Here is an 11,737-nt window from a genome sequence, read left to right as displayed (position 1 = left end):
CAACCCCTGGCGGATTGGCGGACTAACGGGTGGGCGGCGTGAATCAGCAACGTCAAAAATTCTTTTTCCCAGTCCTCATAGCGAGGACTTTCACTATGAGACAGGGGTTTCAACCCCTGGCGGATTGGCGGACTAACGGGTGGGCGGCGTGAATCAGCAACGTCAAAAATTCTTTTTCCCAGTCCTCTTTCAGAGGACTTTCGCTATGAGACAGGGATTTAAATCCCTGGCGGATTAGCGGACTATTGGGTGGGCGGCGTGAATCAGCAACGTCAAAAATTCTTTTTCCCAGTCCTCATAGCGAGGACTTTCGCTATGAGACAGGGATTTCAATCCCTGGCGGACTACCGGGTGGGCGGGCGGACTACCGGCTGGGCGGGCTGACAGCTTAAGTTGACACCAATGGGCCGAAGAGCCCGGAACGGGCAAGATGCCCATTCCACAAAGAATGAGTTTTCTTGTGTGTTGGGCATCTTGCCCGCCCAGAAAAGGGTTTATCGCCCGCTAGCTAAAGCCTCCCGCAATTTGCGGCCCCGCGATTTATTCCGAAGTTCGGGAGTCGCCATCCGCAACACAAAATCCAGCAACCAAGGCGCAATTCGGTGACACCAAACTGCTAGATGACTTTGCCATCCTACCAAGATTTCCGGTGCATCTTTGTGCAATCCCGCCACCAGTGCTAGGGCAACTTTTTCGGGAGTTGTGGGCACTACCCAGCGGAATTGCTCCAAGTCTCGCACCATGTCGGTATCTGTTAGAGATGGCAGCAAAGCTGTGACTCGAACATTGTACTGAGTTAACTCGCTACGCAAAGCTTGGGTGAATCCCAAAATGGCAAATTTGGTAGCAGAATAAGTTGCCATTGTGGGAGCGGCAATTTTGCCCATTAAGCTGGAAACATTGACGATTGTTCCCTCTTTTTGAGTCGCCATTCGCCGAGCTATCAAGCGGGTAATTGTGTAGGTTCCGAGCAAGTTTAAGGCGATTTCTTCCTCGATTAACGGCAGCGGGGAACGCAAGAAAGATGCTTGGTGGGCGACGCCTGCACAGTTGACTAGCAGGTGAATGGGGCCGCTATCTCGCCAAGCTTGGGCGATCGCAATATTCACCGCTACTGACTGAGTTAAATCCAAAGCTAACGGCACTACTTCTGTGCCCAAAACATCGATTTCCTCTGCCAGTTCAATTAATTGCCTGCGGTTGCGCGCCACAATCAACAAGCGTTTGACTCCTTGTCTCGCTAATTCCAGGGCGATCGATCGCCCAATTCCGCGCGAAGCTCCTGTAACAAGAGCTGTTTTTCCTTGAAGTTGCATAGATTAAACCTTTTGGTAGATGCTCACCGCGGCACGGAGTTATGAGTTGTGAGTTGTGAATTATTAGTTATGAGTTGAATGTTTTGGCGGTAACAACTCATAATTCATAATTGTTGAAAAGGCTATCTTGTTTCGATAGACCTCATTTACTTGTGGGGTTAACTCAAAACTAAAAACTTTTGAATCGCTAACGTGCGCGTGAGCTGAACTAAACTTTTGGTTTGCCAGAAATCAGTTAATTATCTGGTCTTTTAACCTCATGCCAGCAGACAAAGCTGAGATGGGCAAACCTAGTCGATAATCATGTCAAAGCGGGCTTTATTACCGCTTTTTCTTCAGTCTGCAGAGGCGGACTTTGCCTGTGTAGCCGCGAATTTATTCGCCAGGTATTGGTTTCCTTCAGTCTGCAGAGGCGGACTTTGCCTGTGTAGCCGCGAATTCATTCGCCGGGAATATTCGCCGGGATTAGTTATTCGCCAGGGCTTAATTACCCCTCTTTTTTTAGTCCGCAGAGGCAGACGAAATCCTGTGCAGCGGCGACTTACAATCGCCGGGGATTCGTGCGAATTGGCACAGGATAATTGAGCAATGCAGATTATCAATTCCACACCTCCTAGATATGAGAATTTCCTATCTACACACACCTTAACAACTTGACAGAGAAGCGGCAACAATTTTTAATAAATCTTCCGCAACACTTCTTTACAATTTTCTCAGACTGCCGATTTCCAAGTGCCGTGAAAGCCCAAAGGTATGACACCGGGCAGTTCTAGCTTGCAAACAGGTTCGCGATCAAGCCCTTCGCTGTCAAATATCCAGACTTCGCTGCTGTCAGAATTGCCGTCGTAAACAACTGTTACTATCCAACCTTTCTCCGAGGAAATATCTGGAACGTAGATGGGCTCTGCGGGATAGCGATTTTCGCCACAGTCGGCAATTGTGAGATTGCGGCTTTGCGTGTCGAAACGGGCGATCGCACCGAAACGTTCCGGTACAATATCAACGTCAGGGCGATACATTGCCAGATAAATATATCGTGAGTCTTGCCCTATTTCGGCAGCAGGTACGATCGGAAACTCACAAGGTTTATCCAACAATTCTTCTATTCCTGTCACTTTCGCCGTCAGAGGATTGAGATGCACTCGGCAAAGAGTACCCTCCGCATCGGTGCTAGTTTCACCAGTCGGTACTTCTTTCAGTCGCTGATTAGTTTGAAAGTCAGCGAAGCGCACAAAATCTACAGCCACGGAACCATCTTCCTTGACAAAACCGTTAGCAAAATGCCACTGAAACCAAGGTTCAGTTTCGCCGCGACTAACTAAAGAGAGAGTTTCTGAGTCAAAAATTAATATCTGAGTACCTAACTCCGGTTTCCACTGAAAGGACTCGCTATAACTGCTAATTCCCGTTAACAATGGCAAAAAATTGACTTGCACCGGCGGGATAAAAAATATCAGATATTTACCCGCCAAAACAAAATCGTGGAGCGCGTAAATTCCATCTAAAGCAACTGTTGATTGTTGCACGACTTGGCCAGTAAAATCGCTTTTATACAGATTCAACTTTGTAGTCGCACCGTTGGTAACTCCAAAGTTGAAAATATTGCCAGTAATCGGGTCGCGCTTGCAGTGAGCAGAATAAACAAATTTACTATCTAAACTGCCTAAATCGTCCGTTCCCTGAGTTTCCAGGGTTTGCAAATCGAGGCGGTGAGGCGGGCCACCTTCCCACAATGCCAAAAGGCGATCGGGCAAAGCTAAAACAGAAGTATTGGCAGCATTTTTAACAGTTTTAGTCCACCGCAACCACACAGGGCCCGGTGCTGTCATGCCATAATTACTGTAGAGAAATTTATCAGCTTTTTCTTCAGCTAGATATCCCGCTGTTTTCACGTAGCGATAAACAGCCGTAGCACCGACATCGGTAAAATGTACAGCCAAAATTGCACCGTCGCCATCAAACCAGTGTCCCGCAGCAACACCGCCACGTTCCAAACGTCCGGGCCCGTTGCGGTAGAGAGTGCCGCGCAATCCGTCGGGAATTTTACCAGTTTTAACCGATAGCTGAGTCAGCGGAAACTCCGCAGCAGGACGGGCTAAAGCTTGAGCCCAAGATTTTTTAGCTGAGATTTTAGTGTCTGTTTTCATTGGAAACTCGCAATTTTAAACTGATCTGACAGATATTTTGCTATACAATTATAGCAAAAACCATCTATAACAGTTCTCGCGTGAGCCATTCATCAATGAATTAACAATTGCTCAATCCCCCAATCTAAAATCTAAAATCTAAAATCTAAAATCTCAACCTGTACCTCACTTAATCGAACAAGGGTATAACACTTATGACTCTCCGCCGCCGTGCTCTGATCAGAACTTTTGGGCTGACTGCTATTGGTACTCAGCTTTTGCCCCTCGCCCAAACCAACCTATCTCCCAAAAGTGCGATCGCTAATCCGCGCCGCCTGCAAGTCGGCGATACTGTAGCCTTAATCAATCCTGCCGCTTTCAACTACGAAAAAGAAGTGCAGCCATTTTTTAAAGTTCTGGATAACCTGGGTTTAAAAGTTAAATTGGGAGAGCATTTTTACGATCGCTACGGCTATTTAGCCGGCAAGGATGCCGATCGCGCCGCCGATGTCAACGCAGCCTTTGCCGACGACTCAGTGCGAGCTATTTTTACCGGGATGGGCGGCTGGGGCTGCGGTCGGATATTGCCACTCCTAGATTACAATATTATCCGCAACAATCCCAAAATTATTATGGGATTTAGTGATATTACGGCGCTGTTATTGGCGATTTATGCTAAAACTAATATAATTACTTTTCACGGCCCTTTAGGTGTGTCAACTTGGAGCCCCTTTACAGTAAATTACGTCAAAAAAGTTTTGTTTGAGGGCGGCTCTGTGACCATGCAAAACTCCCCAAGCGTGCAAGTTCAAACAATCGGGCGCGGCACAGCTAGGGGAAAACTAATCGGCGGCAATTTATCAGTAATCGCAGCAATGGTGGGTTCTGCATATTTACCGCAGTGGGAAAATAGTATTTTGTTTGTCGAGGAAGTTGGCGAAGAAGTTTATCGCATCGATAGAATGTTGACGCAGCTTAAATTAGCGGGCATTCTCGATAAAATATCAGGTTTTATTTTCGGACAGTGTACCAAGTGCGAAGCTGAAAAACCCCAAGAGTCCCTAACCTTACCTCAAGTCTTGTCCGACCACATTCGGCCTTTGAAGATTCCCGCGTGGTATGGTTCTATGGTGGGACACATCCGGGAGCAGTTCACTTTGCCGATCGGCAAACAAGTCGAAATCGACGCTGACTCTGGTACAATTAAATTGTTAGAATCCGCTGTCAGCTAAATCTTAAATTATTCTCGATATTCGCTCGGCTCTTCCTCCAGTTCTGCATGACCGCGCAGAGCCTGGTAATGAAAAAATTAAACATACAATTAGGACGATCGTGAAAAACCGACAATTCATTAAACCGCTAGCAGCAATTATCTTAGCAATAATGTGCCTGTTGCCGCTCAACGCCTGTGCAGCAGCAAGTAAAACCGCCAACAGCGACTCCATTTATCAGCAGCGAACCGTCCACAATCCCGACGGAATCGGCAAATTTTACATGGGTCGAGAAATTGCCCAAGTCATGGGATATCAAGGCGCTAGTTGGCTAGAAAGACCGTCTCGCGGCATGGAAGAAAAATCAGCTCGATTAGTCAACAATCTCGATTTAAAACCAACCGATATTGTAGCAGACATTGGAGCCGGAACGGGATATTTTAGCTTTCGCATCGCTCCCTTAGTTCCAGAAGGAAAGGTTTTAGCAGTTGACGTGCAGCCGGAAATGATTAATTTTCTGGAATTGAATAAACAAGAAAAAAATATCGCTAACGTTGAGCCAGTTTTGGGCAGTATCGACAATCCGAATTTGCCAGAAAACAGCGTAGATTTAGTTTTGATGGTCGATGCTTATCACGAATTTGCATATCCCAGAGAAATGATGCAAGGAATTGTGAAAGCACTCAAACCGGGAGGCCGCACAGTATCGATCGAGTATCGGGGCGAAAACCCGCTGATTCCCATTAAAGGTTTGCACAAAATGACGCAGAAGCAGGTGAAAAAAGAAATGGCCGCCGTCGGTTTAGTATGGAAAGAGACAAAAGATATGTTACCCCAGCAGCATTTGATGGTGTTTGAGAAAAAATCTCAAATTTAGCAGCCAAATAGAGCGATTCTATACCATTTTTACTGAGTTTTGTCAAGGTACAAAAGACGTATTTTTGAGGCGCGCAGGCGATCGGTCAAAAATTCTAAGCCTTAAGTAACCCTTAAGAGAGACATTTTACTAAAAATACCATTTACAATTAAAAATTGATAACCCAGAGGCGCTTCCTTCATTTTTCAAGCGAAGAAGTGTCGCTATTAAGAAGTACCAGCGTGAACATTCCAAGTTCCATCCTCACCATGCTCGCCGGCATCGGAGTGACTCTGATCAGTCTCTGGTACGGGCAGAATCACGGTTTGATGCCGCTCGCCGCCTCTGACGAAGCATCCCAGATAGACGGACTATTCAATACAATGATGACCATTTCCACTGGACTATTTATCATGGTCCAGGGAATTCTCATCGTTGCTGCAATTAAATATCGCCGCCGTCAAGGAGACAACACAGACGGGCCGCCTTGGCATGACAACTTTCCCTTAGAAATTCTTTGGACAGCCGTGCCAGCGGTGATTATTTTAGGAATCGGAGTCTACAGTTTTGAGATTTACAACTCAATGGGAGGCCTCGATCCGATGGGCAATCATGACCACGGCACCATGCAAGCGCACTCTAAAATGCGGGGAAGTGCGATCGCAGCCACACTCTCAGATACACCCCAAAACGCCCCTCAAATTCCGTCTAGAAAACTTGTTGCTTTAGGCGTAGGCGCTTCCCCAGAAAATGAAGACAAACCAGCAGATTTAGTTGTAAATGTCACTGGTTTGCAGTACGCCTGGATTTTTAGCTATCCAGAAAGCGGCGTTAGTTCCGGCGAACTGCATATGCCAGCCAACCGCGACGTACAGCTAAATATCGCAGCTCAAGACGTGCTGCACGCATTTTGGCTGCCAGAATTTCGCCTCAAACAAGATGCAATTCCCGGCCGGCCGAGCGAACTGAGATTTACACCAACTAAAACCGGCGAATACCGGGTGGTTTGTGCTGAATTGTGCGGCGCTTATCACGGAGCGATGAAAGCTGTAGCAGTCGTTCACACGCCCGAAGAATTCGACAGTTGGCTGCAAGAACAGCAAGTTGCTAGCAGTCAAAACTTAGAGCAAGCAGTTGCAGTCAATCCAGGGGAATTGTCAGACGGTGAATTTTTGGCTCCCTACGTCAGGGAAATAAAAATTAATTCCGAAACCCTAGAACAACTTCACCCAACTCATCACTAAAAATAGTCATTAGTTCCTGGCACTGGGTGTTTGACCCAGAGCTAATAACTAATGACTAATAACTAATGACTAATAACTATGACACAAGCACAGTTCCAAGAAAGTGCAAACACTGAGGCTCGCGGAACAGCGCCCGCCGATAGACATTGGCGCGACTACTTCACTTTTAATACCGACCACAAAGTCATCGGTATTCAATACCTAGTCACAACATTTATTTTCTATCTAATCGGCGGCGTGATGGCAACTTTGGTGCGAACAGAACTCGCCACCCCCGACGCCGATTTTGTCACCCCCGAACTCTATAACAGTTTATTTACTGTTCACGCGACGGTGATGATCTTCCTGTGGATCGTACCCGCCGGAGCCGGATTTGCTAACTTTTTGATCCCCTTAATGATTGGGGCCAAAGACATGGCATTTCCCCGGCTAAATGCCGTTGCCTTTTGGATGATTCCCGTAGGTGGCATTTTGCTGTTGAGCAGTTTTTTGGTAGGAGCTCCACAGGCGGGTTGGACTTCCTATCCGCCTTTGAGCTTAGTTACTGCTCAAGCGGGGGAAGAAATTTGGATTCTCAGCGTTTTGATTCTGGGAACTTCTTCGATTTTGGGGGCGGTGAATTTTGCCGTTACCATCTTTACCATGCGCGTTCCGAGCATGGGTCTCAATGATATGCCTTTGTTTTGCTGGGCGATGATTGCGACTTCAGCGCTGACTTTGATTGCTACTCCAGTCTTAGCCGCAGCTTTGATTTTGCTGTCGTTTGACTTGTTAGCAGGGACGGCATTTTTTAACCCGACAGGCAACGGCGATCCCATCGTCTACCAGCATTTATTCTGGTTTTATTCGCACCCGGCAGTTTACATTATGATTATGCCCTTTTTCGGGGTGATTTCAGAAGTTTTGCCGGTGCATTCGCGCAAGCCAATTTTTGGTTATTTGGCGATCGCCTATTCGAGTCTCGCAATCAGCTTTTTAGGGTTGATCGTGTGGGCGCACCATATGTTTACCAGCGGCACCCCCGGCTGGCTGCGGATGTTTTTTATGATCACCACTATGATCATCGCCGTACCAACTGGGATTAAAATATTTAGCTGGTTGGCAACTATTTGGGGAGGCAAACTCCGGCTTGTCAGCGCGATGCTATTTGGGATGGGTTTTATCTCAACATTTGTCCTCGGCGGCATCACCGGGATCATGGTAGCTTCCGTACCTTTTGACATTCACGTTCACGACACTTATTTTGTCGTCGCTCACCTACACTACGTGCTGTTTGGCGGCTCAGTGTTTGGAATTTACGCTGCTTTTTACCACTGGTTCCCCAAAATGACGGGGCGGATGATTAATGAATTTTGGGGTAGAGTTCACTTTGTTTTAACCTATGTGGGCTTTACTGTAACTTTCCTGCCGATGCACGCTTTGGGGATGCAAGGAATGCCCCGGCGGGTGGCAATGTACGACCCGAAATTTACCACAATTAATGTCATTTGTACTGTCGGTGCTTATATGCTGGCAGTGTCTACAATCCCGTTTATCATTAATGTGATTTGGAGCTGGATGTACGGCCCGAAAGCAGGTGACAATCCTTGGCAAGCTTTGAGTTTGGAATGGATGACGACTTCGCCACCCCCGATCGAAAATTTTGAAGGAGTGCCGGTATTGGCAACGGGCCCTTACGATTACGGCATGGAAAAAATTCAGCATACAGGGGAACGTCTCAGGCTCAAGCTGAGGGAAAATGCTACCCGCAATGCCCAGAAAACAGGTATTCCTATTGCGGAGGCTCAAGCTTCAACTTTCTTTGGCGGTACTGCCACTTTGGTCGCTCCTGAATCAGAGAGAGATGTTGATTCTCCTGCTGATGAAAGTCAAGATGGCGAATAGTTATTAGTCATCAGTCATCATTCATCAGTCATCAGTCATTGGGCATTGTTGACTGTTGACTGTTGACTGATGACTAATGCCCACGGACAACTGACAACTGACTTCTTCATTACCAATTTCTTATGCAAATTCCAGCGATCGATCCGACAAAAACAGCCCTAAATTACCACCACGAGGGCGAAGTAGAAGCACACGGCGTCGAGCATCCCGACCACAGAATGTTAGGCGTAATTGTGTTCCTGTGCGCTGAAGGCATGATATTTTTCGGTATGTTTGCCGCGTATTTGATTTATCGGGCGATGGCTCCCGTGTGGCCTCCTGAAGGTACGCCTGGACGAGAGTTATTGCTGCCGGGAATTAATACGGTGATTTTGATTGCTAGCAGTTTTGTGATTCACAATGCTGATACTGCAATTAAAAAGAATGATGCCACTGGAATGCGGAATTGGTTGCTCGTAACTATTGCTATGGGCGCAGTTTTCTTGGCAGGTCAGGTTTACGAATACACTCATTTAGAGTTTGGCTTGACGACTAATTTGTATGCCAGTTGCTTTTACGTTTTGACTGCTTTTCACGGCTTGCACGTTACGTTTGGAGTGCTGCTGATGGCGGGGGTAGTTTGGCGATCGCGCACCCAAGGTCACTATTCTAGCGAGCACCACTTCGGCATCGAAGCGACTGAAATTTACTGGCACTTTGTCGATGTGATTTGGATTGTTTTGTTTTTGCTGCTGTATATTTTGTGAGCCCAGAGGCTTTTGGGCCTCTGCCACAAGAGATTTGTATGACCCCCAATTGGGGGTTTTTTATTGTTTGGAGAGTGCGATCGCCTTTCATATCAAGTCCGGTCGAGCGACCGCGATTTTCGTAGGGGCGGGTTCGCCAACAATACCTGCCAATAATTGACAATCTCAAAAACCCGCCCCGACCGGGATATTATGGTTAATCGATCGCACATGATATCATTCACCTCCTCAAAGCCGATCGCGCTAAACTAAAAGTAGCAATTCTCCTATCCAGCAGCATTGAGAAAATTATGCAGTGCGAATTGTGCGATCGACAAATGGAAGCATTAACCGCCCATCACCTCATCCCCAAACAAAACACCAAGCGGAAAAACGAAGATCCCAGCCCGACAATCGACATTTGCTCAGCCTGTCACCGCCAGATTCACTCTCTATTTGACAACAAACACCTCGCCCAAGAGCTCAACACCCTGGAAAAGCTCAAAAATGACCCTGAACTCCAGAAATTTGTCTCTTGGATTAAGAAACAAAAAACCGACAAACGCATTCAAGTACGCGGCAAAAAAGCTTGATTGCAGGGCCAGAAATTAGGTATATACTCCTGGACGCAGTTACTGTCTGATGCCCGGTTTCTTCATTAATTTTCGTTTCCTAACCCAAAATTTTATATAGCAACCCGGTTTGTTTGCCTAAATCCTAGTATAGTTATTTACTTATTCGTAACAAGCTGCCAACAATTATCATGAACCTCACCTCCCTCGAACTCGCAAAAGACCGAGCGCGCATCTACAAAAACTACCTCCAAATGGAAATAGATGCCCAAGCTAACATCAACAAACTAGCTTTTTTAGACAGGGGCGTTGAAAAATCCCCTTACCAACAACACATTAAAAACTATCCCGATTATCTCAAACAGAAACCCGACGGCTTAAAAGTAATTAGCTCTATTCCAGGCCCCAATAATCCCCTCAAACCTACTCCGTTTCCCAGCCTGGGAGAACTACCTCAAATTAACTCTCAAGCTTTAAGTTTCCTCCACGCAGACATCAAAGAAGCCTGCGTTTGCATTGGTACTTTTGTAGATGGCAAAATTCAGGCGCAGTGGCTGGGAAAAAACGCACTTACCAAAGCTGAACAGTGGAGTGCTACTAAAATTATCGCACTCCTTAATATCGTTAGTCAAGTAAATACCAAATATCCAGACTGCGACATTGACAACTGCGTTGTTAGAGATGGCAACGGGCTAAGACACGATTTTTACTTTTACGATTTAGCAAAAGATATGATTAGCTATGCCTCAAATATAGCAAGTTCAAACTCCTTAGCTGCGATGTTCAAACGCTTCGATACTCGCATAGGATTAGAGCAATGGCTCAAGAGCGCTACTGGCAATAATGACCTAATTTTTCGCGGCGATTACGGCGAAAATCCTTATCACAACAACCCCAAAATCTTCGATCTCACCAAAAAACAAGTGCTGCTAAGTGCGGCATTAAACAGTACCAAACAAAGTAATACCGTATCTGCTTATGATTTGACCAGGCTAATTTCCATGTTAGGATGGCACTTCCACATCGAACAGCGATCGCGCATGAAAGGATCTCAGTGGAACAGTTTAGAAAGCATTGTCAGAGCAATGGGACATGATAGCGCTCGATATGTGGACGTAGCAATTAAAACTTTGGGGATGGATACCCTTATTACTTCTCCAGTAATTATCTCAAAATTGGGTTACGGACTCAGCTCGATCCGGGGAACCCTAGAAACAGTTTATGTGGCTTTAGTGCGGTTTGTTGACGAGCGACCGAAGGCGGCGGGAAATCCCGCAAAACTCAGAACTTTAGCCATGACTTTGCGGGCTGAAAAACCTGTAGGCGGTTCCAGTGTCGATCGCCTAGCCATCGAACTCGACGCCAGATTTTGCGCCGAAGTCACGGAAATTCTCCGCCGATTGTTTGCGGAAGAATTTTAAAGGCGGGCGATCGACTAATGAGAAAGTCGGTGAAACTTGCGATAAAGCATCCTCTCTACCGGCTTTCCTCCCCGCAAATGTTGCTCAGTTATTGCCGCAACTTCTTCAGGGCAAACCCCATTGTACCAAACCTCTTCTGGTAGTACCAACACCATCGGCCCGTTGCCACACTGTCCCAAACAACCGCTAGCAACAACTTCAACTTCTGAGGGCGACAATTTCTGAAAAGCTGCCAGTACCTTTGCTGAATTTTGCTTGCGACAAGTGCGGTTTTGGCAAACGAGAACTTGCCTAGAAGATTGGATAATTTTCATGTTTTTTCACTTGACAATCTGCTCAATATATGCTATTTTTGTATCATGGGAATATGTGTGGCCATATA

General features: G+C 46.4%; 10 protein-coding genes. 7 read left to right on the top strand and 3 right to left on the bottom strand.

The genetic code is table 11. The features are described 5' to 3' along the window. Positions 1-494 precede the first annotated feature (494 nt). Entirely contained in the window at positions 495-1,316 is an 822-nt protein-coding gene (locus QUA88_RS10070; RefSeq protein ID WP_333259334.1) for an SDR family NAD(P)-dependent oxidoreductase, read from the bottom strand. 713 nt (positions 1,317-2,029) lie between these two features. Further along, on the bottom strand, positions 2,030-3,463 hold the full coding sequence (locus tag QUA88_RS10065) for a carotenoid oxygenase family protein (RefSeq protein ID WP_333208067.1): 1,434 nt from the start codon (positions 3,461-3,463) through the stop codon (positions 2,030-2,032). A 194-nt stretch (positions 3,464-3,657) separates the two neighbouring features. On the opposite strand from QUA88_RS10065, the gene QUA88_RS10060 reads away from it, so the two are divergent. From QUA88_RS10060 to QUA88_RS10030, 7 genes are all read left to right on the top strand, one after another. Further along, entirely contained in the window at positions 3,658-4,674 is a 1,017-nt protein-coding gene (locus QUA88_RS10060; RefSeq protein WP_333271501.1) for an LD-carboxypeptidase, read from the top strand. A gap of 97 nt (positions 4,675-4,771) precedes the next feature. Beyond that, positions 4,772-5,530 carry a class I SAM-dependent methyltransferase gene (locus QUA88_RS10055; RefSeq protein ID WP_333208183.1) on the top strand — a complete coding sequence of 253 codons (759 nt, stop codon included), beginning with the start codon at positions 4,772-4,774 and terminating at the stop codon, positions 5,528-5,530. Positions 5,531-5,751: 221 nt separating this feature from the next. Further along, on the top strand, positions 5,752-6,753 hold the full coding sequence (locus QUA88_RS10050) for a cytochrome c oxidase subunit II (protein ID WP_333208071.1): 1,002 nt from the start codon (positions 5,752-5,754) through the stop codon (positions 6,751-6,753). Between the two features lie 78 nt (positions 6,754-6,831). Then, the gene (gene ctaD / locus QUA88_RS10045) at positions 6,832-8,637 is read left to right on the top strand and encodes a cytochrome c oxidase subunit I (RefSeq protein WP_333208072.1); all 1,806 of its coding nucleotides are present in this window, start codon (positions 6,832-6,834) and stop codon (positions 8,635-8,637) included. 122 nt (positions 8,638-8,759) lie between these two features. Then, the gene (locus QUA88_RS10040; RefSeq protein ID WP_333151381.1) at positions 8,760-9,383 is read left to right on the top strand and encodes a heme-copper oxidase subunit III; all 624 of its coding nucleotides are present in this window, start codon (positions 8,760-8,762) and stop codon (positions 9,381-9,383) included. A gap of 290 nt (positions 9,384-9,673) precedes the next feature. Further along, on the top strand, positions 9,674-9,955 hold the full coding sequence (locus QUA88_RS10035) for an HNH endonuclease (RefSeq protein WP_333175565.1): 282 nt from the start codon (positions 9,674-9,676) through the stop codon (positions 9,953-9,955). 170 nt (positions 9,956-10,125) lie between these two features. Next, a complete protein-coding gene (locus tag QUA88_RS10030) occupies positions 10,126-11,355 on the top strand; it encodes a hypothetical protein (RefSeq protein ID WP_333208074.1) in 1,230 nt (409 codons plus the stop codon). A 14-nt stretch (positions 11,356-11,369) separates the two neighbouring features. On the opposite strand, the gene QUA88_RS10025 is transcribed toward QUA88_RS10030, so the two are convergent. After that, entirely contained in the window at positions 11,370-11,669 is a 300-nt protein-coding gene (locus tag QUA88_RS10025; protein WP_333208076.1) for a (2Fe-2S) ferredoxin domain-containing protein, read from the bottom strand. Between the last annotated feature and the right edge of the window lie 68 nt (positions 11,670-11,737).

This window comes from Microcoleus sp. D3_18_C2, assembly GCF_036702395.1.
Taxonomy (GTDB): Bacteria; Cyanobacteriota; Cyanobacteriia; order Cyanobacteriales; family Microcoleaceae; genus Microcoleus.
The sequence above is the reverse complement of the archived record's forward strand: the minus strand, read 5'-3'. Positions and strand labels throughout refer to the sequence as shown.

What these genes read in the sequence shown, in the direction of transcription:
- QUA88_RS10040 (WP_333151381.1), top strand. Translation starts at nt 8,760, where the DNA reads ATGCAAATTCCAGCGATCGATCCGACAAAAACAGCCCTAAATTACCAC.
- QUA88_RS10070 (WP_333259334.1), bottom strand. Translation starts at nt 1,316, where the DNA reads ATGCAACTTCAAGGAAAAACAGCTCTTGTTACAGGAGCTTCGCGCGGA.
- QUA88_RS10060 (WP_333271501.1), top strand. Translation starts at nt 3,658, where the DNA reads ATGACTCTCCGCCGCCGTGCTCTGATCAGAACTTTTGGGCTGACTGCT.
- QUA88_RS10035 (WP_333175565.1), top strand. Translation starts at nt 9,674, where the DNA reads ATGCAGTGCGAATTGTGCGATCGACAAATGGAAGCATTAACCGCCCAT.
- QUA88_RS10025 (WP_333208076.1), bottom strand. Translation starts at nt 11,669, where the DNA reads ATGAAAATTATCCAATCTTCTAGGCAAGTTCTCGTTTGCCAAAACCGC.
- ctaD (WP_333208072.1), top strand. Translation starts at nt 6,832, where the DNA reads ATGACACAAGCACAGTTCCAAGAAAGTGCAAACACTGAGGCTCGCGGA.
- QUA88_RS10065 (WP_333208067.1), bottom strand. Translation starts at nt 3,463, where the DNA reads ATGAAAACAGACACTAAAATCTCAGCTAAAAAATCTTGGGCTCAAGCT.
- QUA88_RS10030 (WP_333208074.1), top strand. Translation starts at nt 10,126, where the DNA reads ATGAACCTCACCTCCCTCGAACTCGCAAAAGACCGAGCGCGCATCTAC.